The organism is Saccharopolyspora sp. 6M (assembly GCF_020176775.1).
GTDB classification, from domain to species: Bacteria; Actinomycetota; Actinomycetes; order Mycobacteriales; family Pseudonocardiaceae; genus Saccharopolyspora_C; species Saccharopolyspora_C gregorii.
Window position 1 is genome coordinate 33,082 of sequence record NZ_JAIUJZ010000051.1, and the last position, 19,433, is coordinate 52,514.

At 70.0% G+C, this 19,433-nt stretch carries 23 protein-coding genes and 2 tRNA genes; 13 read left to right on the forward strand and 12 right to left on the reverse strand.

Going from position 1 to position 19,433, the window contains the following annotated elements:
• Positions 1–288 precede the first annotated feature (288 nt).
• The 5 genes from LCD31_RS08710 to LCD31_RS08730 all read left to right on the forward strand — a co-directional run bounded on the left by LCD31_RS08710 (position 289) and on the right by LCD31_RS08730 (position 4,201).
• Positions 289–660: a VanZ family protein gene (locus LCD31_RS08710; protein WP_224957165.1), complete on the forward strand. Its 372-nt coding sequence runs from the start codon at positions 289–291 to the stop codon at positions 658–660.
• A gap of 278 nt (positions 661–938) precedes the next feature.
• Positions 939–1,178: a hypothetical protein gene (locus tag LCD31_RS08715; protein ID WP_224957166.1), complete on the forward strand. Its 240-nt coding sequence runs from the start codon at positions 939–941 to the stop codon at positions 1,176–1,178.
• A gap of 640 nt (positions 1,179–1,818) precedes the next feature.
• Positions 1,819–2,667, forward strand: a complete 849-nt coding sequence (locus LCD31_RS08720; RefSeq protein ID WP_224957167.1) for a L,D-transpeptidase — start codon at positions 1,819–1,821, stop codon at positions 2,665–2,667.
• Positions 2,668–2,811: 144 nt separating this feature from the next.
• A complete protein-coding gene (locus LCD31_RS08725; protein ID WP_224957168.1) occupies positions 2,812–3,342 on the forward strand; it encodes a chaplin family protein in 531 nt (176 codons plus the stop codon).
• Between the two features lie 88 nt (positions 3,343–3,430).
• Positions 3,431–4,201, forward strand: a complete 771-nt coding sequence (locus LCD31_RS08730; protein ID WP_224957170.1) for a hypothetical protein — start codon at positions 3,431–3,433, stop codon at positions 4,199–4,201.
• A gap of 234 nt (positions 4,202–4,435) precedes the next feature.
• On the opposite strand, the gene LCD31_RS08735 is transcribed toward LCD31_RS08730, so the two are convergent.
• Together LCD31_RS08735 and hisC are read right to left on the reverse strand one after the other, a co-directional pair.
• Positions 4,436–5,179: a hypothetical protein gene (locus tag LCD31_RS08735; protein ID WP_224957171.1), complete on the reverse strand. Its 744-nt coding sequence runs from the start codon at positions 5,177–5,179 to the stop codon at positions 4,436–4,438.
• A 67-nt stretch (positions 5,180–5,246) separates the two neighbouring features.
• On the reverse strand, positions 5,247–6,305 hold the full coding sequence (hisC, locus tag LCD31_RS08740) for a histidinol-phosphate transaminase (protein ID WP_224957172.1): 1,059 nt from the start codon (positions 6,303–6,305) through the stop codon (positions 5,247–5,249).
• Between the two features lie 466 nt (positions 6,306–6,771).
• Here hisC and LCD31_RS08745 point away from each other — a divergent pair, with 466 nt between their 5' ends.
• The 4 genes from LCD31_RS08745 to LCD31_RS08760 all read left to right on the forward strand — a co-directional run bounded on the left by LCD31_RS08745 (position 6,772) and on the right by LCD31_RS08760 (position 9,858).
• Complete coding sequence (locus LCD31_RS08745; protein WP_224957173.1) at positions 6,772–7,476, forward strand: dienelactone hydrolase family protein; 705 nt, start codon at positions 6,772–6,774, stop codon at positions 7,474–7,476.
• A 114-nt stretch (positions 7,477–7,590) separates the two neighbouring features.
• Complete coding sequence (locus LCD31_RS08750; RefSeq protein ID WP_224957174.1) at positions 7,591–9,576, forward strand: acetoacetate--CoA ligase; 1,986 nt, start codon at positions 7,591–7,593, stop codon at positions 9,574–9,576.
• A gap of 80 nt (positions 9,577–9,656) precedes the next feature.
• A tRNA-Ser gene (locus LCD31_RS08755) sits at positions 9,657–9,746 on the forward strand.
• A gap of 39 nt (positions 9,747–9,785) precedes the next feature.
• A tRNA-Arg gene (locus LCD31_RS08760) sits at positions 9,786–9,858 on the forward strand.
• 104 nt (positions 9,859–9,962) lie between these two features.
• On the opposite strand, the gene LCD31_RS08765 is transcribed toward LCD31_RS08760, so the two are convergent.
• From LCD31_RS08765 to LCD31_RS08805, 9 genes are all read right to left on the reverse strand, one after another.
• A complete protein-coding gene (locus LCD31_RS08765) occupies positions 9,963–11,156 on the reverse strand; it encodes a site-specific integrase (RefSeq protein WP_224957175.1) in 1,194 nt (397 codons plus the stop codon).
• On the reverse strand, positions 11,156–11,335 hold the full coding sequence (locus LCD31_RS08770; RefSeq protein WP_224957176.1) for an AlpA family transcriptional regulator: 180 nt from the start codon (positions 11,333–11,335) through the stop codon (positions 11,156–11,158). Before LCD31_RS08770 ends, LCD31_RS08765 begins: the two co-directional genes overlap by 1 nt.
• A gap of 5 nt (positions 11,336–11,340) precedes the next feature.
• Positions 11,341–12,621: a replication initiator gene (locus tag LCD31_RS08775; RefSeq protein ID WP_224957178.1), complete on the reverse strand. Its 1,281-nt coding sequence runs from the start codon at positions 12,619–12,621 to the stop codon at positions 11,341–11,343.
• A 124-nt stretch (positions 12,622–12,745) separates the two neighbouring features.
• On the reverse strand, positions 12,746–13,477 hold the full coding sequence (locus LCD31_RS08780; RefSeq protein WP_224957180.1) for a hypothetical protein: 732 nt from the start codon (positions 13,475–13,477) through the stop codon (positions 12,746–12,748).
• 132 nt (positions 13,478–13,609) lie between these two features.
• Positions 13,610–13,795: a hypothetical protein gene (locus tag LCD31_RS08785; RefSeq protein WP_224957182.1), complete on the reverse strand. Its 186-nt coding sequence runs from the start codon at positions 13,793–13,795 to the stop codon at positions 13,610–13,612.
• 31 nt (positions 13,796–13,826) lie between these two features.
• On the reverse strand, positions 13,827–15,203 hold the full coding sequence (locus LCD31_RS08790; RefSeq protein WP_224957184.1) for an FtsK/SpoIIIE domain-containing protein: 1,377 nt from the start codon (positions 15,201–15,203) through the stop codon (positions 13,827–13,829).
• A 156-nt stretch (positions 15,204–15,359) separates the two neighbouring features.
• Positions 15,360–15,539, reverse strand: coding sequence for a hypothetical protein (locus LCD31_RS08795; protein WP_184482103.1), 180 nt, complete (start codon positions 15,537–15,539; stop codon positions 15,360–15,362).
• Positions 15,539–15,793 (reverse strand): hypothetical protein, encoded by a 255-nt coding sequence (locus LCD31_RS08800; protein WP_224957186.1) that lies wholly within the window; start codon positions 15,791–15,793, stop codon positions 15,539–15,541. Before LCD31_RS08800 ends, LCD31_RS08795 begins: the two co-directional genes overlap by 1 nt.
• A 323-nt stretch (positions 15,794–16,116) precedes the next feature.
• A complete protein-coding gene (locus tag LCD31_RS08805; RefSeq protein WP_224957188.1) occupies positions 16,117–16,467 on the reverse strand; it encodes a hypothetical protein in 351 nt (116 codons plus the stop codon).
• Positions 16,468–16,600: 133 nt separating this feature from the next.
• On the opposite strand from LCD31_RS08805, the gene LCD31_RS08810 reads away from it, so the two are divergent.
• Both LCD31_RS08810 and LCD31_RS08815 read left to right on the forward strand, forming a co-directional pair.
• Positions 16,601–17,428 (forward strand): hypothetical protein, encoded by an 828-nt coding sequence (locus LCD31_RS08810; RefSeq protein WP_224957190.1) that lies wholly within the window; start codon positions 16,601–16,603, stop codon positions 17,426–17,428.
• Positions 17,429–17,433: 5 nt separating this feature from the next.
• Positions 17,434–18,228, forward strand: coding sequence for a hypothetical protein (locus tag LCD31_RS08815; RefSeq protein WP_224957192.1), 795 nt, complete (start codon positions 17,434–17,436; stop codon positions 18,226–18,228).
• Between the two features lie 3 nt (positions 18,229–18,231).
• Here LCD31_RS08815 and LCD31_RS08820 read toward each other — a convergent pair whose 3' ends face one another.
• Positions 18,232–18,426, reverse strand: a complete 195-nt coding sequence (locus LCD31_RS08820; RefSeq protein WP_224957194.1) for a MerR family DNA-binding transcriptional regulator — start codon at positions 18,424–18,426, stop codon at positions 18,232–18,234.
• A gap of 99 nt (positions 18,427–18,525) precedes the next feature.
• On the opposite strand from LCD31_RS08820, the gene LCD31_RS08825 reads away from it, so the two are divergent.
• Entirely contained in the window at positions 18,526–18,717 is a 192-nt protein-coding gene (locus LCD31_RS08825; protein WP_224957197.1) for a hypothetical protein, read from the forward strand.
• A 7-nt stretch (positions 18,718–18,724) separates the two neighbouring features.
• Positions 18,725–19,057, forward strand: a complete 333-nt coding sequence (locus LCD31_RS08830; RefSeq protein WP_224957198.1) for a helix-turn-helix transcriptional regulator — start codon at positions 18,725–18,727, stop codon at positions 19,055–19,057.
• The last annotated feature ends 376 nt before the right edge of the window (positions 19,058–19,433 follow it).

Below are 19,433 nucleotides of genomic sequence, written 5' to 3' on the forward strand. Positions count from 1 at the left end.
CGGATCGTCTTATTCCGCCGCTAATTTCACTCGGGCATGCAGTCGACCCCGAATGGGAGATGCCGTTGTGCTGTACGGAGTGAATTCGGTTTTCTGGTCCGTCGTGGGCGCGTTGTCCAACCCGCTCATCCTCATCGGAACGCTGGTGGGGCTCGCGTTGCTGAGCACCGCGGGACTGATGGCGGCGCGCCGGTGGGGATGGCGTCCGGTGCCGTCGGTGCTCGCCGGGGCCAGCCTCGGCGTGGTGCTGGCGCGACCCTCTCCCGCACCCGGCCGGACTACGCGTCGATGCCCGGAGTGCGGGTGGTCGAGGAACCGTTCTGCCAGCTGAACGGATTCTCGATGGCCGGCGGCAACGAGTTGTCGAACGTGCTGCTGTTCGTGCCGCTGGTGTTCTTCGCCGTCCTCGCCACGCGCAAGCCGCTGGTGGTGCTCGTTTCGGCGATCGGGCTCAGCGCGGCGATCGAGTTGCTGCAGGTGGCCACGAACCGAGGGGTGTGCGAGACGCAGGACTTCCTCAACAATTCCGTCGGTGCCGCGGTGGCCGCCGCGGTCGCGGCAACGCTGATCTCGCGATTCCCCGGCCGGACCGCGGAATCGGCACCTCCGGCCGTGGAACGGCACGGTGCGAATGCGAGCGCGTCCGAGGCGGACCGGTGATCTCGAATGCTCCGCTGCCGCACCTGAGCAGGTCTTCAGCGTTCCGGGATTCGTCCCGTGTGCGGCATTCCGGGCATCGGCGCGGCTCGTACTCCCCGTCACCCGCGGTGGCGCCTCGGACGGCCGCCGAGGGGTTACCCGGACTGCGCGGCTGATCGGGCCCCGGCGCGCTCCCCCGCGAATAGCGTCGGTTCCAGCGACGCGTTCGCTCCCCACCCTTACCTCGAAGAGGAGTTCATATGCGATTCGGCAAGGCTCTGGCGACAGCGGCTCTCTGCGTGGCCGGTGCAGGCGTTTCCCTGCTGGGAACCGGCGCGGCATCCGCGGGACCCGAGCAGCTGGAGACCCTTCCGACGGTCTACCCCACCGGGGACGCCTGCCTGGACAAGGTCAAGCAGATGAAGAACGACCCCAACACCCCCGACGACTACTACGCCATCTACTGCAAGCCGGTCCACGAGTCGGACCCCGAAGGCCCGAGCCAGGTCGAGGTCCAGCACGGCCCCTGGGTGGACTGACCCCGTTCCCCCCGCCGCACAGCAACGATCCCCGTCTTCCGGACGGGGATCGTTGCGTTCCACGGCCACGATTCCGCGCCGGAGGAGACAGCGGTACGGGCCCGGCAGAACCGACTCGCGCCCGCACCGCGCCCGGCGGCCCGGCGGAAGATCGTGGTCGCCGCCGCACCGCGATCCCGCGGCGGGCGGCACCTCGGGGTTGGAACCGCGCGCCCTCGTGCGGTGGCGGTCCGGCGGATACGGGAGGACGCTGATCACGAGCCGGACCGGGTACTCGCCGTTCGAGCTCGTCCGGCGGCAGTTCGGCACCACGCGAATCCCTCGAAACGGGTCACTCGAAGTAGTGAACTTATCTACCCGATGGTGGGGCAACCGATTCTCGGCGTTTCCGACAGATCCACCGGAAACGCCGGTTTTCGCTGCTCAGCAACGAATTCCGCGGGACGGCACTGCCACGCACGCGCGTACCTTTCCGTTTGGAGCGATCCACGCGGTGGGTTAGCGTCCGCCCGGCACCTGATCGGCGGTACCGGCGATCCGGCGCCTCCCCGATCGGCAAGAAACCTCCCGAATGCCTTTCGGCATTCCCTCACCGCATCGCCGCACCCGGCATCGCCGGGCCAGGAACCGAGGACGAGCCATGACTGCGCGAACGCGATCCGCCCCGAGCGCCCCGGCACGCCGCCGGGCGCTCGGCCGCGCGCGATCCTCGCTGCTCGCCGGTGGCCTCGCGGCGTTGCTCACCGGTTGCGGGGGCGGTGCGCTGCCACCTGCTCCGGCCGCGGATCACGCCGCCCCCGCACCGGCCGGACAAGCCGCCCGGGTCGACCTCACCGGGCTCCCCGAGGCCAGCACCTTCGGCGACCTCGACGGCGCCGCCGCCGACCCCGCGCCGCAGGTCGGGACCGACGGGGTCGTGCTGCGGGTCGAGCAAGACGTGGCCGTGCACGACGCCCCCGGCGGAGCCCCGTTCGCGCGGCTGCCCGCCACCCAGCTCGGCAACCCGACCTGGGTGCCGCTGATCGCTCGGCAGGGCGGCTGGGGGCAGGTCCTGCTGCCGTCCCGGCCGAACAGCAGCACCGGCTGGATCCGCATCGACGGCGCCCCGATCACGCAGGCCCGCACGCCTTACCACGTCGACGTGGACGTCGACGCGCGTCGGCTCGTGGTGTGGGAGGGCGACCGGAACGTCGGCAGCTGGACCGTCGGCGTCGGTTCCTCCGACTCCCCCACCCCGCGCGGCCGGACCTACCTGATGGCCGCGATCGAGGAAACGGTCACCAAGTTCAGCCCCATCATCCTTCCGCTCGGTACGCATTCCGAAACGTTCAACAGCTACGGAGGCGGACCGGGAACGGTCGCACTGCACGGCTGGCCGGATCCGGCCGTGTTCGGCGAGGCAGCCAGCGACGGGTGCGTGCGAGTGCCACCGGACGCATTACGGCTGCTGAGCACACTCCCGCTGGGAACACTCGTGCTGCTGCACTAGAGCACTCGCGAACAGCGGAGCGGAACGCGGCGGGAAGGCGGCAGGGCGAACGAGGTCCTGGCGCGACCGGCCGGCCGGAACCGGGCCACGGGAAAAGCCGGCCACCACAGAAATCCCGGAAATCGAAACGAAGGAAGTGCGACAGTGCACAAAAAAGCACGCTTCGCCGGTGTCATCACGGCGACCGCTGGTTTGTTGCTCGCAGGCGCTCCGGCGTTCGCCGACAGCGCGGACAACGACGGGATCAACGTCGGCAACGACAACGACGTGAGCCTCGTTCCGATCCAGCTGTGCGGCAACAACGTGGCGGTCGTCGGTGCGGTGGTCAACATCCTGTCGCCGCAGAGCGGTGACTGCACCAACGCGCCGGTCGGGGACCACCCGTCGCACAAGCCGGACCACGAGAAGCCCGAGAAGCCGGGGCACGAGAAGCCGGAGAAGCCCGGCCACGGCGGCGGCTGCGACGACGACGACTGCGGCGGCTGCGACGACGACTGCGGCGGCGGCGGCCCCGACTGGCCCGGCCCCGGTGGCCCCGGCCCGGGCGAGCCCGGCCCCGGCCCGGCTCCCGCTCCGGCGCCCGCGCCGAGCGCCCCCGAGCAGGTATCGCCGGCCGAGCTGCCCGCCGCGCCGAGCCCGGTGGCGGTGGCCGGCCACGCCGCCGTGACCGGCTGACCGGTTTCGTCCCGATTCGCACCGTGCCCGCACCTCGTTCCGACCCGCACCGTGGTCGACGAGGTGCGGGCACGTGCACAGTGGTGACATGTTGATCCGCATCCCCACTCCCGGCGACGTACTCGGAATGGCCCGCTCCACGGTCGGTCGGGCGGTGGAGTCCGCGACCACCGTCGCCGCCGCTCCCGCTCGGGTGCTGGGCTTGGTGGACGGCGTCGAGGCCCTGCTGGCCAGGGTGAACACCGTCGTCGACGGGGCCGAGGAGATCCTCGCCCGCACCAGCCGCACCGTCGACGAGGTCGAAGAGGTCCTGCGCGAGGCCAAGGTCGTGGCCGCCGCGGCGGGACGGACCGTCGAAGCGGCCGGCGCCATCTCCGCCGAGGCGCAGACGATCGTCGAGTCCGCGGGCGCCGTCAGCGCCACCGCCGCGAGCACCGTCAGCGACGTGCAGCGGACCGCGGCGGTCGCCGACGAACTCCTCGCCGCCTACGAGCCGGTCGCGCGCAAAGCGGCCCCGATGGCGCAGCTGTTCGTCGACGAGCTCTCGCAGAAGGAGGTCGACGCGGCGATCCGCCTGGTCGACGAACTCCCGGTGCTCACCGAGCACGTGCTCTCCGACGTGCTGCCGATCCTGCGCACCTTGGACAAGGTGGGCCCCGAGATCCACGAGCTGCTCGAAGTCACCCACGACGTGCGCCGGGCCATCGTCGGCATCCCCGGCTTCCAGTTCTTCCGCCGCCGCGGCGGCGAGCGGGTCAGCGAGGAGGAGGTCGCCGCGAAGTCCGCCGAGGACCGCGCCGAACCCCGCGCCGTGGCCGCCGCGCCCGCCCAGGACGAGATCGGGCCGGCCGCGCGCTGAACCGGCGGGATCTTCCACTCGAAAGTGCGATCTTGGTTGTTGCGCCCGGCGTTTTTCCCGGCTGCGCGGCTAGATTCGCTCTCGGTGTGGTTCGGCTGCGCGGTCGCCGCGGCCGTTCCGGTCCGACCGGCGGTCACACCTCGCGGGATGTCCGGCGGAGTACTCCCCCTCTCTCCGCCGGGCATCACCGCTCTCGCGGACCGGTCGATCCCCCTGGTGCGACGGGAGGAGCGGTCAGTCGAGGATCGAGCGGACCAGCTCGGTGATCGTTCCCGCCGCGGTGTCCCACCCGGTTCCGGCCGGGTGCAGCGTGCACACCGCGACGACGAGCAGCCGATCCCCGCGGCGCACCAGGCCGCTGGTGTGCATCGCCGGGCGTTCCAGGTCGATCCGCTCGTCCGGGATGGCGCGGCGCTCGGCCGCCGGCTCGGCGGGCTTCTCGTTCGGACCGAGGCCGAACCCGGACCAGCCCTGCTTGAGCGCGTCCACGTCGGCTCCCGACGCGGGGAGCCCGAAGGTCTGATCGAAGCCGTCGGTGCCGTGCCGGGTGAAGTGCCGCAGCTGCTCCAGCACGAACTCGCCCGCCGCTCCCGCGGTCCGCAGGTGCCGGAGCGAGAGCACGACGTCGGCGGCGGTGAGCACCACGTAGCCCCACATGTCCGGATCGCGCGGCGGTTCGGTCCCGGTGAGGCCGATCTCGGCGACGGTCCGGTGCACGATCCGCTCCCGGCCGCCGCGGTCCCACAGCTCGCTCGCCGCGTCGTCGTCGCTGGAGCGCAGCATCGGTTCCAGCAGCGCGCGGTCGGCCGCGGACGGTTCGCCGCCGCGCCGCAGGTGGTCGAGCGCGATGAGCGGTTTCACCAGCGACGCGGAGCGGAAGCGGTGCCGTTCTTCGTGCCGCCGCAGGACTTCCGCCGTCTCGGCGTCCACCACGAGCCAGCTCGCCCGCACTCCACCCGGAACGTGTTCCGCCGCCATCACCGGCCCCCGATCTGCGCGCTGTCCGGGCACGGTAGCAACGCGGGGGCCGGTGGATCGAGCTTCGTCAGCCGTGCAGCGGGAAGGACTTCGCGGCGCCGAGCAGCAGGTCGTTCTCCGCGGCGTCGCCGATGGTGATCCGCACGCCGGAGCCGGCGAAGGCGCGCACCACGACGCGTTCGGCGAGGCAGTGCTCGTTGAACTCGCCGGCCCGGTCGCCCAGCGGCAGCCAGACGAAGTTCGCCTGCGTCTCGGGGACGGCGTGGCCGAGGGCGATCAGCTCGTCGCGCACCCGCACCCGTTCGGCGGTGATCGCGGCGCAGCGGGCCCGCATCTCGTCCTGCGCGGCCAGCGAGGCGATCGCGGCGGCCTGGCCGAGGGCGTTGATGCTGAACGGGATGCACACCTTGCGCAGCGCTTCGGCGACGTGCGCAGGCCCGATGGCGTAGCCGACGCGGAGCCCGGCGAGCCCGTAGGCCTTGGAGAAGGTGCGCAGCGCGAGCACGTTGTCGTAGCGGGCGGTGAGTTCGACGCCGTCCGGCACGTCGGGGTCGGTGACGAACTCGCGGTACGCCTCGTCGAAGACGACGAGCACGTCGGAGGGCACCGAGTCGAGGAACCGCTCCAGTTCGGCGCGGCGCAGCGCCGGTCCGGTCGGGTTGTTCGGGGAGCAGACGAACACCAGCCGGGTCCGCGGGGTGATCGCGGCGGCCATCGCGTCGAGGTCGACGGCGTGCTCGGCGGTCAGCGGCACCTGCACCTCGGTGGCGCCGACGATGCGGCTGAGGATCGGGTAGGCCTCGAAGGACCGCCAGGGGTAGACGACGGTGTCCTCGGCGGTGCAGGTGATCTGGATGAGCTGCTCGCACAGGGCGACGGAGCCGCAGCCGACGGCGATGCGGCCCGGATCGACGTCGAGGTGGGCGGCGAGCGCTTCGGTGAGGCGGGCGGCGCCGATGTCGGGGTAGCGGTGCGCGTCCGCGGCGGCGCGGGCGATGGCCTCGGCGACGCCGGGCAGCGGACCCGCGGAGACCTCGTTGCTGGCGAGCTTGAGCGATCCGGCGACGGTGCGGCCCGCGACGTAGGCGGGCAGCTGGTCGAGGTCGGGGCGGATGCGGACGGTCATGCGGGGCTCCCTCTGCTCGGGCGGCGTCCCCCGCTTCGCCGCCGGGAGCACCGCCCGACCACTGTAGAACCGGTGACGCGGCGCTGAGCTGGACGGGGAGGCCCAGAATCCGTGCGGCCGAGCGGGAGCTCCCGTTCGGCACCCCGGGAGGGTCGGGCGCCGCGGGGCTCCACCCCGCCCGGCGACCGGTTGGCGCCGATCGGGTGTAACACCGAACACACCCCCGGCGCGGGGGGGGGGGGGGCCGGGCCCGCGGCGGTGCCGTTCCGCGCGGCCCGCGGTGGATCTCTGCCGGCCCGTTGCCGCACGTGGCGGCGCACTCACCTGTCGCGGCCCGGGAGGGCGCGGAGATCAGCGGACGGCGCGGCGGCGGGAACGCGGCGACGGCGACGGTGTGTCAACCGGGCTCCGCCATCCGGATGATCACGTTGACTGCTGTTCACCCATCCCTGATTACCTGAACGGCATGACCGAAACCCGGACCGAGACGCTCGCGCTCACGGACGGCACCGAGCTCCGGATGACCGTCGCCGAGCCGGAGAACGTCGTGCGCGGCGGACTGGTGGTGCTGCACGAGGCGCGCGGCGTCACCGACCGGGTGCGTTCCCTGGTGGGCAGCCTCGCCGACGAAGGCTGGCTGACCGTGGCGCCGCACCTGTACCACCGCGAGGGCACCGATGAGTTCTCCGACGACCACGCCGAGGAGCACGTGCGGGACCACGTGCAGCGACTATCGGGCGAGTCGATCCTGGCGGATTCGGACGCGGCGTTCGTGTGGCTGACCGACCAGGGCGTGCCGGGCGACCGGCAGGGCGTCATCGGGTTCGACATCGGCGGTTCGGCCGCGCTGGTGGTGGCGGCGAGCCGCAGCCTGGGCGCGGCGGTGACGGTCGGCGGGGGCGGCATCCTGAGCCCGCTGTCGGACGGGTTGCCCGCGCTGGTGGAGATCGCCGGGGAGCTGGCGGGCCCGTGGCTGGGCATCTACAGCGAGCTGGACGAGCGCATCCCGGCGGACGAGGTGGACAAGCTCCGCGAGGCCGCGGCGACCGCCCCGGTGGCGACGGACCTGGTGCACTTCGCCCGCAGCGAGCACCGCTTCGACACGGACCTGGACGCGGCCGCGGAGGCGTGGCAGCGCGCGCGGAACTGGCTGGACACCCACCTGCGCTGAGTTGCACACAGCCTGTGGACAACTCATCCACAGGCATGTGCACAACCTGTTCGCGGTGCGCACCGAGCAGTTCGGCTATGGCGTCGACGCCCGGTCGTGGGTTAGGAAGCACTCATGACATCGAGCACCGGCGCCGATCGAAACCCCGAGGTCCTGTGGCGGCCCACCGCGGAACAGGTGGCGGGCACCCGCCTCGCCGAGTTCCGCGAGTGGCTGCGCACCGAGCGCGGCCTCGACCTGCCGGACTACCCGGCGCTGTGGGACTGGTCGGTGTCGGACCTCGAAGGTTTCTGGGGCGCGATCGCGGACTTCTTCGACGTGGCCTTCCACGAGCGCGCCGAGCGGGTGCTCGACGCCGAGGTGATGCCGGGCGCGAAGTGGTTCCCCGGCGCGACCTTGAACTACGCCGAGCACGCGCTGCGCGGCGGCCCCGGCAAGTCCGACGAGGACGTGGCGGTCGTGTTCGCCCGGGAGGACGGGGCCGGATCGCAGCTCACGTTCGGCGAGCTGCGCGCGCGGGTCGCGGCGATGCGCGCCGCGTTCGTCGAGCTGGGCGTGCGCCGCGGTGACCGGGTGGCGGCGTTGGCGCCGAACTGCCCGGAGACGCTGATCGCGTTCCTGGCGGCGGCGAGCCTCGGCGCGACCTGGTCGTCGTGCTCGCCGGACTTCGGGGTGCGGGCGGTCGCGGACCGGTTCGTGCAGATCGAGCCGACCGTGCTGGTCGCCGTGGACGGCTACGCGTACGGCGGCCGCACCTACGACATCCGCGCCACCGTGGACGAGCTGCGCGGGCTGCTGCCCGGCGCGTCGGTGGTGCTGGTCGACTACGTCGGAGCCGGCGGGCTCGACGGCACCGAGGACTTCGCCGCCCTGCTGGACCGGCACCGCGGCGCCGAGCTCGCCTTCGACCCGGTGCCGTTCGACCACCCCCTGTGGGTGCTGTACTCCTCCGGCACCACCGGGCTGCCGAAGGGCATCGTGCACGGGCACGGCGGCATGGTGCTGGAGCAGCTCAAGGCGATCGGGCTGCACGCCGACCTCGGCCCCGGCGACACGTTCCTGTGGTTCACCACCACCGGCTGGATGATGTGGAACTTCCTCGTCGGCGGCCTGCTCACCGGCACCCGGCTGCTGCTGTTCGACGGCAGCCCCGGGCACCCGTCGCTGGACGTGCTGTGGGACCTGGCGGAACGGCACCGCGTCACCTACTTCGGCACCTCGGCGCCGTTCGTGCAGAGCTGCCTGAAGAAGGAGCTGCGGCCCGCCGAGCACCACGACCTGGGCGCGCTGCGCACCGTCGGCTCCACCGGTTCCCCGCTGAGCGTCGACGGGTTCCGCTGGATCGCCGAGCACGTGGGCGCGGACGTGCAGATCGCCAGCGTCTCCGGCGGGACGGACCTGTGCACCGCGATCGTGGGTGCGGCGCCGGACGTGCCGGTGTGGCTCGGCGAGATCTCCTGCGCGCTGCTCGGGGCCGCGGTGCGGTCGTACTCGGAGGACGGTGCGGAGCTGCGCGGCGAGGTCGGCGAACTGGTGCTCACCAAGCCGATGCCGACGATGCCGGTGTTCTTCTGGAACGACCCCGACGGGTCGCGGCTGCGCGAGGCCTACTTCGACACCTACCCCGGCGTGTGGCGCCACGGCGACTGGATCGAGGTCACCGACCGCGGCAGCCTGGTCATCCACGGCCGCAGCGACTCCACGCTCAACCGCGGCGGCATCCGGATGGGCACCGCCGAGTTCTACCGCGTCGTGGAAGCCTTCGAGGAGGTCGCCGACTCGCTCGTCATCGACACCTCCGGCGCCGGCGGCGAAGGGGAGTTGCTCTGCTTCCTGGTGCTCGCCGAGGGTGCCCGGCTGGCGGACGTCGAAGGCGAGCTGAAGCGGCGGCTGCGCGACGAGCTGTCCCCGCGGCACGTGCCGAACCGGTTCCTGCTCGTGGACGAGGTCCCGCAGACGCTCAACGGCAAGAAGCTGGAGGTTCCGGTGAAGAAGATCCTCGCCGGCGGCGACCCGGAACGCGCAGTCAGCCGCGACGCCCTGCGCAATCCGGCGGCCCTCGACCCGTTCGTGCAGCTCGCAGCGGGTGCGAACGGCTGAGCGATCGCGGACCGACCCCCCTGCGCGAAGGCGTGAACGGGCCGTGTACTCTTTTCCCCAGTGGCCGAGAGGGACTGCCGGGAGGCTTCGCCTAGTCTGGTCTATGGCGCCGCACTGCTAATGCGGTTGGGGGTCACGCCCCCTCCCGGGTTCAAATCCCGGAGCCTCCGCAGGGGTTCCCGCCCAGGCGGGGATCCACAACTGAACAAGCGCCCGTAGCTCAACGGATAGAGCATCTGACTACGGATCAGAAGGTTAGGGGTTCGAATCCCTTCGGGCGCACGTCTGGTCGAGACAGCAGAAACCCCCTCTTGCAGGGGGTTTCTTGCTTTCCGGGGGTTCCGCGCGGCCCCGGATCGGCGAGGAACCGGCGGCCCTGTTGCCAACTAACTGCCAACTTTGCGTTCGCCGCCGAACCCCGCCGCATCGAGCGCATCGGCGCTGGCCCGCGAGACCTGCCCCCGCCCCATGTACGTGTTGAGCGTCATGGACGGGTTCGAGTGCCCCAGCACGTCGGCGATCTGCCGAGCCGTCATACCTGCCTCGTCGAGCAGCGTCGCCACCGTCTTGCGGAAGGTGTGGAACGTGACCCACTCGTACCCCGCGCGCTTCCGGAACGGCAGCCACACCCGGTTGGTGAGGTTCGCGGCATTCAGGTAGCCGCCCCGCGTGTTCGTGAAGATCGGCTTTCCTGGATCGACTTCACCGAGCACGTCCTTCCGCTCAGTGAGCATGTGCACGCACCACTCCGGCAACGCGATGTCCCGGTCGCCCGAACGAGCCGACTTGCCCGCATTCCGGACCGTGCCCTTGCCTCGCGCCTGGATGATGTTGCCTCCCATCACGAGCTTCTGAGCCGCGGTGTCGAAGTCCTCCCAGTGCGCGCCCAGCGCCTCCCCGCTCCGCTCCCCCGTCGCGACGAAGAACCGGACCAGATCCGGCAGGTCCCAGCGTTGCGCTTCCTCATCGACGTCGAGCTTCGAGAGGAGATCCAGGAGCTCATCGCGGGACAGCGATCGGGGTTGCTTGCGCTTGGTCTTCGCCCGCCGTTCCGTCAGCGGCGCGATGTGACGAGCCGGATTCTCGTCGATCACTCCCGCCTGGACGACGAAGGTCATGATGTTGCTGATCACGGCCTTGACGTGCTTGGCCAAGGCGAGGCTGTGCGCCTTCAACTTCGCCTGGCAGAGCGTGTTGATCACCGGAGTCTTCACCTCGAAGATCCGGAGGTTCCCGAGCACGGGCTTCACGTGGTTCCGGTACGCATCGGCATAGGTGTCGAGAGTCCCGAACGAGTAGATCCCGTTCTCGGCGTCCGCCCGGAACTCTGCGAACCAGGCATCAGCGGCTTCTCCGAAGTAGCTGGAAACCGTGAGGCCGGCCCCCGGCGAGGATGGCACCAGATCCTTCACAGCGTCCCGAACGGCTTGCTTGGCCAGCTCCTTCGTCTTCCCTCGGCGACGAACGTCCGAGTAGGTCCCGTCTTCGTGGCGGTACCGGCAGCGCGCCATCCACGCCGCCCCTACCCGCTTCGCCGAGATCTCCCCGGCCGTCCCCAATGGCAGTGGAAGGCGCGGCATCAGATGACCCCCTCGGGGAGTGCGTCGTACCAGGCTTGGACGTCTTCGGGTCGGTAGCGGACGTGTTTGCCGACGCGTTTGCCGGTGGGGCCGGTGCCGCGGGTGCGCCATTGGTAGACGGTGCCGACGGGGACGCCGAGGTAGTCGGCGACGTCGTTGGGTCCCCAGAGCTTGCGCATCGGGATCAGTCCTTTCGTTCGGTGGTGTGCCGGTGGCGGCGGGTGTCGCGTCGTCGTTGGGCGATGCCTTCGGCGATGTCGCGTTCTTCGGGGGTGCGGTGTCCGACGCTGGTCATGTCCCAGTGGTTGATCACGGTCACGGTGTCTTCGGTGACGCCGAGTTCGTCGAGGGCGGCTTCGAGGCGGAAGCGCTGGCGGTCGCCACGGATCTGCTTGAACGTGGTCGAGTACGCCTTGGACTTGCTGAGGAAGTGGCCGCGGAAGGCGAGCATGTGGCACCAGCGCCGCAGGTTGAGGTGATCCAGTTCCTCCAGGGCGCCGAGGCGCCAGGCGGTGCGCATGAGCTGCTTGTAGTGGGCGTTGATCCGCAGCTGCTCGATGTGGGCTTCGGAGCGGATCGGCCGGTCCGCCGCCTCGGACTTGCCGGTGCCTTTGGTGGCGTATTTGGCGACGTAGGAGGAGAGCCGGTCGTCGGTGATCTCGCCGTCGTCGTCTTCGAAGTCCGGGGCGTTCGCGGGTTTGATGGTGCGGACGTCGAGCTGCCGACCCCAGGCGAGTTCGTGCGCCCGCCCGTCGACTTCAGGGGTGGTGATGCGGACTTGTGCGTGGGCGGCGTGGATGGCGTCGGTGAGCAGGTCCGCGGTGGCCCAGGCGGGGGCCTTGTCGGTGGCGCCGCCGGGTCCGTCGAGGCGGATCACGGCGTGGAAGTGGATCGCTCCGCGTCGCTGGTATTCGGCGACCTTGGCGTAGGAGAGCCGGGCGTGGTCGGCGAAGTCCCGGACCCGGATTCCGGCCGCCTTCGCGAGGTGGCGGCGCAGTGCGATGACGAAGCGGTGCCAGAGCTTCCCGGCGTAGGCGTTGAACAGGACGTGCCCGGCGTAGTCGTACCGAGTCGGAAACCGGGGCTGCCCATCGTCACGGACCGGACCGAAGGAGGGCGCGGTCAGGGTGAGGAACACCCGAGGCCGTTCGGTGACATGCTCCGGGACGCCCTTCGTTCCGCCGGACAGACCCGCGCGCAGGAGGTGGAAGGCGTCGGCGGCGTACCGGTCCGAGCAGGCCGCACAGATGCTCTCGCGCCGGTTCCCGCACGGGACCATCACGTGCCCACCACGATGAGCGAGGACCTGGTTCGTGGTGTTGTCGGTGACGGTCCAGGCGCCGGTCATGCGGACCGGGTGGGTGCATCCGCCGGTGGCCTCGACCTGGTCGCGCCACCGGCCGTAATCACTTGCCTGGAGCCGTCGTTGGTAGCGGTCCACGACCGCCGCAGCAGTTGGCACCATCAGGACTGGTTTCCTTCCGGACATGCAGAAGGCGGGACGCCACCGCAGTAGCGCCCCGCCTCCCAGGGGGTTGTGCTTGTTCAGTTGTGGCAACGGAAAACGGCCCGTTGCGAGCGAGTTCAGGTCAGGTGGTGATCAGGTCTGCGTGGATCGCGGTCGCCATCGCGTCCGGCACCTTCACCACCCGTTGGACATCGGCCGGAGCGAAACCCCGGCCCTCTTCGGCGGCCTGGTCCCGGGCGCGCTTGAGCGCGTCCACGACGTGCCCCGGAAGCCGCGGACCCCGCTTCACCGGCACAACACTCGGCGGCGGGGACGCGGGCGCCGAGGGTGCAGGTGGTTCGGGCGCGTCCGCGTCCGGGGCCGGCCTCGGGTCCGACTCCGTGGTTTCCGCAGGTGAGTAAGGCCCTTCAGCCTCGGCGTAGCCCTGCATCACGACCTGGCGGGACCGGGCCTGAATCACCGGGATCACCTCGGCCAGCCCGTAGACCACCACCGGGATGATCAAGTGCACGGCCAGCGACCCGAGGTCGAACCGATCCGGATGCAGCTGCGGGACGACGTTCATGAACAACGTCGTACCCAGCAGCACCCGCTTGATCCGCGTCCACCAGTGATGCCCTGGCTCAACACCGTGAGCCAAGATGACGGCCTCGAAGTTGAGCAGCAGAATCAGCAGACCGGCGAACATCGGCTCCACCGTCCACGCCGCCCACCACACCGGATCATCCGCGCCCGCATCCCCCGCGAGGAACGCCTGGACCCCGGTAGTCGTGAACGACAGCCCGAGAGCCAGGAAAAACCACAACCCGGCCACCGTCCGCCGCCGGGTGCGCTCCATCGCAACAGCGATCAAGTCCGGATCGAGCGAGAGCGGGCGGAGCCGTTTCGACTCGGCGATCCGCTCCCCCAGCCGCTCCACCCGCCGAGTCCGCCCCGACCCCCGATCAACATCCCTGCGAAACGGCCACATCACGCCCCTCCTTCCCTATTCCTCAGTCGTAGTGGCGATCAGCGACTTCACGCCCTGCACGATCAGCGCCAGCACCAGCAGCAGCAGGAGCCCAGCGGCGGGACCGGCCAACGCCCACACGAGCGCCACCAGGCCCAGCGCGAGCAACCCGGCCAAGACCAGCACGGCCAGGGAACGTAGGGTGAGAACTACGTGGAACACGGTAAATCTCCTTTCACAGCAGGAAAATGGTTCAGGCGGCGTCGTGGTCTTCGTCGTCACCGTCAAAGAAGTCGATGGATTCGATGTCGGCTTCGGTGGCCTCGGCGATCGCGCTGCGCCGAGGTGCCGGGGGTTGCTCGCGGCGCAGCGGGGTGATGGCGGAGCCGGTGCAGTAGGCGACCAGGGCGGCGATGTCGTCATCGCTGGTGAACGCGGCCCGCACCCGAAGCGGTTCGCGGCGCCCGTCGTGCTTGACATAGCCGACGCCCGGCATGATCTCCGGAATCTGATCCGCCAGTGCCCCGCGATCGCGAACCCCCTCACCCAAGGTCATGTCTACGTACGAGGCCTCATCGAGGCGAAGCGCGATCTTGGTGGGAAACAGCCCCCGCATCGGCACGGTGTCCTTGTGCGGCTCCTGCACGGCCCCCACGACCCGGCCGAGGACCGCCCGGTACTGGGTCAGGGCCTTGCCGAGCAAGGGTTCGAATTCGCGGGCGATGTCGCGGGTGCAGTACTGCGTCATCGCGGCCAGCTCATCCACGATCAGCACGTCCATCGGCGTCGCAGGCGAGGCCGTCGCGGTGCGCACTCCTTGGCGGCCGAGGTCTTCCTTCCGGGCGTCCAAGGTCTCGACGTACTCGTGCATGAGGCCCAGGCCGGTTTCGTCGCTGTCGGCGAAGCGGTGGAACATCTCCCGCCCGGCGCCGAACTCCATCCCGCCCTTCGGGTCGATCACCCACAACCGCACCGAGCCCGCCCGCACCATCGGGGCGAGCTGCCGGATCAGGCCCCACAACCACGAGCCCTTCCCGGAACCGGTCGCCCCGGCCAACAGGACGTGCAGACCGCGGAGGAGGTCGAGGGCGAAGTCCCGGCCGTACTCGGTCCCCCCGATCACCAGCCGCCCCAAGTCGACGGATTCCGGCGACTCCGGCAACGGCGGCAGCGGGACGGACATCTCATCGAACGGTTCCCGGATCTGGAAATCCAGACTGATCACACCGGGCTTGAGGGTCCGGACGGTGGCCCGCCGAGCCCGGTAGGCGTTCGCCAGCCGCTCCAGCACCGCTTCGAAGTCGCCGGGTTCCTGGGTCTTGACCATCCGGATCCGCACGTGGTCCCAGCACCACGACGAGGACACCCGCAGCACCTTCGGCGCCCACGCCCGTCCACGGTGATCAGTGACGACGAGACCGGCGCGGTAGGCAAGGTCGAACCACTGGCGCTGGTAAACCACCCACCGTCTCCACCACGCCCGCAACAACCGGCCCGCGAACCGGTCGAACGTCGGCCGATCCAGCAAGCACCAAGAGGCACCGGCGACCACGGCGACACCGGCGGCACTGAGCACCACCAGGTAGCCCAGCCACACCACCGACGCACCCAGCACGACCGTGCTCGTCATCGAACGCGGATGCCGCGCCACCCACCTTCCCGCCGCCCGCGCCGGAGTCGTTCCCACCGCTACCCGTGTGTCCGTCATGAATCTGCTCCCCGGAAAAAAATGGGGCGCCGGACTCCGTGAAGGAATCCGGCACCCCGGTGCCGATATGTCGCATGTTCAGCTACGGCGCTCGGCCATCTCCAACTGCGCGATGACCTCACCCACAGCGGTCTTCACCGCCCGCAATTCGGACGCCACTTCCTTCGGCGTCCCGAATTTGCGCAGGACTCGGTTCATCGCGGCCATCGACGAATCGATCCGCCGCACCGTCCCGTACACGCTCTCGCCCCGTGTCATCACTTGTATCCCTTCGCCACCACAGCACCGCCATGCTCGGCCAGCGCATCCCGCAACCGCGTCAACGCCACCTGCGCCCGCTGCGCCACCTCCTCGATGTCCGCGAACCGGCGTGCGTCGACGATGTCGTCTTCCAGGAACGCCACCCGACCCAAGTCCTGGTCCAACTCATCCACGAACCGCGCCAACACCTCCAACCGCGACACCGCCGCCGAAGCCGGACCCACCCGCTTCAACGCCTGCTCCATCGCCATCAACAACCACCCCTTCTCTTCTCACTCGCCGTCGTCGACGAGATGCCACCGGCCGCCCACGCAGCCGGAACCGTCAAACCAGGAATCCCGATCAGAACGAACCCGCATCATGTGGTCCTCTCGACATGGACAAGGCCATGAAGACCCCCGAGCCACCTTGAACACCGGACGACTCGGGGGCCAACAAAGCCCCACCGACACGCACATTCGTGCCGGAAAAGGCATAGTTCGGCCCACTATGGAATTCATCAAAGAACAAGCAGCCCACAAGAACGGCTTAAAAGAAAGCTAGAAAAAGACCATCACGCCCAAGCAGGCGGAGATCAGACCTGCGGAGTCATGCCCGCCGCGCGGTAGGCCAACCCGGAGGCGTAGCGGCCGTTACGCTCGGTCTGCCACGGCGACACCGTCGCGTCGATCAACTGCACGTAGGTGCCCTCTTCGAACCCGTCACCGGGGTCGGCGGTCAGAGTCACCTTGATCTCCTCGCCCTTCTCCGCGAACTGGCCCTCCACCGGGCGCTTCTTCGCAAACAGCGACACCACGAAGTGCTGGACGCCCGAGCGGTCCGTCACGACCTCCTCCACGCCGTTGTCGTTCTCCCGCATCTTCAACGCCGGGGACTCGGTCACCATCAGCTTGTAGCCCTGCAAGTTCACCGGGATGTTCCGCATCTCTGCCTCCACGCAGTTCGATCGTTTATCCCCCTAAACCCTTGGACCGACCGAAGCCGTCGCCGTGTTGAGGGAGTCTAAACACAAGCTAAGTCCTTCCCCGAGACCTGTCAAGGGGGTCTAAACTGGCAGCATGACGACGCGGGACGAGTTCGAGGCGGTCCGCCGGGAGGCCGACCCCATCCGGCGAGGCCTGCGCGCTACCGAGCTGATCAACACCTACCAGCAGCGCGCGGCCGAGCTGGCGCGCCTGCGCAAGGCCGCGATCGAGGAAGCTCACCGAGATCTCGACATGAGCTACACCGAGATCGCGACGGCCCTGGGGATCACGAAGGGCCGTGTGAGCCAGGTGAAGAAGGACGCCGCTGGTCCCGAACGGGTGGTCTTCGGGGTCGGGCCGGTCAGCATCGGTATTCCCTACCGCTACCAGGTGACCGACCGCGAGCGCCCGCTGATCGCCGCCGAGGACTCCGCGACGCAGGCCCAGTTCGAGAACCTGCTGACGGCGATGCGGTTTGCGGTGGACAAGTTCCACATCGGCCCCGAGACCGAAGATCTCCCCGCCGGTGACGCCCTGGTGGTCTGCGGCCCGAAGTCCGCCCCGGTCGCAGGAGCCCTGCTGGCCGAGGACGAACGCGCCGGGCTGGTCAAGGAGGGCGGACGCTGGTGGTTCGAGCACCGGCCGACCGGCGAGCGCTACGGCTCCCCCGCCGACGACGAGGACCCGAAGTCCGCGGATCTCGCCTACGTCGCCCGGCACCGCTACGACGACCGCGTGATCGTGCACGTCGCCGGTATCCACGCGATCGGATCGCTGGGAGCGGCCCACTACCTGACCGCGAACCTGCCGGAGCTGTTCGGCCAGGTCGGCGACGTCTCGTTCAGCCTGGGGGTCCGCTGCACCTACGACGGCCTGACCATCACCGGCAGCGAGCTCGCCGCCGGCCCCTACGTCTGGTGATCGCGATGCGCATCGAAACGGCCCAGCTGCCCGACTACGCCGACAGCGACGACAAGATCCTGACCACCGAGAACGCGGTGATCGTGCTCGACGGAGCCTCGGCGTTCCGCCCGGTCCCGGTGCCCGCCAGCCGGTATGCGGCCGCCCTCGGCGAAGCGCTCCAGCTCCGGTTGAGCCAGGAGCCCGCCGCGGACCTGCGCGCGATCCTGTCCGAGTCGATCCGAGCGGCGGCCGACGTGCTGGAGCTGACGCCGGGCGACTCGCCGTCGAGCACGGTCGCGATCGTGCGCCGCAACGGCGACCAGGTGGACGAACTCGTCCTCGGCGACAGCCCGATCATCACGCCCGCCGGGGTCTTCGAGGACCCCAGACTCGACGACCTGGAACTTCCCGAACGGCGCGCCTACCGGGAACGACTCCAGTCCGGTACGGGCTACGACGAGCACCACCGCACCATGCTGCGAGAACTCCAGGACGCCCAAGCCGAACGGCGGAACCGAGACGGCGGCTACTGGATCGCCGAAGCAGACCCCGCCGCAGCCGCCCAGGCGTTGGTGCGGACATCGAGCGTCCGCGAAACCCCGTGGTGCGTGCTGGCCACCGATGGCGCGTTCAACACCATGACCCACACCGGCACCGACGAGTGGCCCCGCGTCGCCGGGATGGACTCAGCGGACCTGTTCGCCGAACTCGAACGCTGCCAGGCCTGGGAAGCCCACGTGGACCCCGACGGCACCGCCTTCCCGCGCGCGAAGCGCCACGACGACAAGGCGATCGCCGCCGTCCGCTGGGACGACTGAACCTCAGCCGTCGCCGGAGTCGGCGCGGAGCTTGCGGATCTGCTCCCGCACTTCCACGACGTCCCACCGGTAGTGCCCGCCGAGCGTGGTTTCCGTCGGCGTCAGCAGCCCGGAACTCACGTAGCGAGCCACCGTGCGCGGACTGATCCCCAGCTCCCGCGCCAGTTCGCCCGTGGTCACCAGACGAGATCGCGTCACGACATGGACTGTCGCAGTTGACTCGTTTACCCGCCTATCGTCAGGCTCGTTTGGTACGTTCGGCTCGAATGTCTCGATTGGCGCGATGAGGTGAGGCCGATGTCCGACGAATCCCGATCCCTAGCCGTGCTGCTGCGCCAGGCGCAGTGGGCACTCGACGATGCCGCGTTCGACATCGGCGCGGGGCGAGCCACCACCGACCAGCGGGAACAACTCGCGTCCGCGTTGATCGCACTCGCCCGGGCGCTCCACGGAGACGAGCGGCCGCTGATCATCGACGTCCGCGGGTGACCGCCGCATGATTCCGATCCAGCCCGCGGACGGCGACGAGCCAGTCCCCGACGACGTGCCCTTAGTCCCCGAGCAGGCGACCGTCCCGGACGCCGAGACAGTCCGCTGGGACGACGTCGAAGCCGTCCGCCGCGAACCCGATCCGGTACGCCAAGCCGCCCGCGCCACCGAGCTGATCAACGAATGCGGCCGACGAGTCACCGAACTGGCAGCACTGCGCCGATCCGCGATCGAACGAGCCCACCACGACCACGGCCTCACCTACGCCGACGTCGCCGACTCCCTCGGCATCACCCGAGGCCGCATCACCCAAATCCGCAACGGCCGCACCGACACCTGACCTACGAGCAGGGGGCATCGTGGGCACACACCGAACCAGACCCACCGGGTACATCACCGCGTGGCGAGGAGAACTCTTCCCCGCGACGCCGCCAGAGATCGAAGGCCAGCGCACTTCATCCGAAGCGCCACGAGGGCCAAGTCCAACCTGGGCGACGCCAACCATCCCACTGCTGCGCGACGTCATCGCCAAGCTGCACCAGCTCTAGTCCCAGGCCAGCGCCCCAGAGCGCTCGTGTTCAGAGTTTCTTTTCTTCATCAAGGGCGGCCCCTGCGGGGCCGCCTGCCAGCTGAATGCAAGCCCCGGCCAGGCCCGGGGGGGCCCGGCGGGGGGGGGGGGGCGGGGCCCCCCCCCCCCCGCGGCCGGGGGGCGGGGG